Origin of the sequence: Paenibacillus cookii (genome assembly GCF_018333375.1) — a bacterium.
Classification (GTDB): Bacteria; Bacillota; Bacilli; order Paenibacillales; family Paenibacillaceae; genus Paenibacillus_AQ; species Paenibacillus_AQ cookii.
Genome location: NZ_BORW01000116.1, coordinates 1 through 317, shown reverse-complemented (window position 1 = coordinate 317; position 317 = coordinate 1). Strand labels below are relative to the sequence as shown.

The 317-nt window shown below is 53.6% G+C and carries 1 rRNA gene; it reads left to right on the top strand.

Annotated elements, in window-relative coordinates:
- Positions 1–317: ribosomal RNA gene (locus KI367_RS26825) — 23S ribosomal RNA — on the top strand; the annotation flags it as partial.

The following is a 317-nucleotide window of genomic DNA, read 5'->3' as shown; positions in this document are numbered from 1 at the left end:
CGCTCAGGGTAAGTCGGGACCTAAGGCGAGGCCGAAAGGCGTAGTCGAAGGACAACAGGTTGAAATTCCTGTACCACCGTAAACCGCTATGAGCGATGGGGTGACGCAGGAGGGTAGTGACGCAGACTGATGGATGTCTGTCCAAGCAGTGAGGCTGATGTGTAGGCAAATCCGCACATCGTTAAGGCTAGGCTGTGACGGGGAGGGAAAATTACAGTACCGAAGGTCATGATCTCACACTGCCAAGAAAAGCCTCTAACCAGGTGAAGGTGCCCGTACCGCAAACCGACACAGGTAGGCGAGAAGAGAATTCTAAG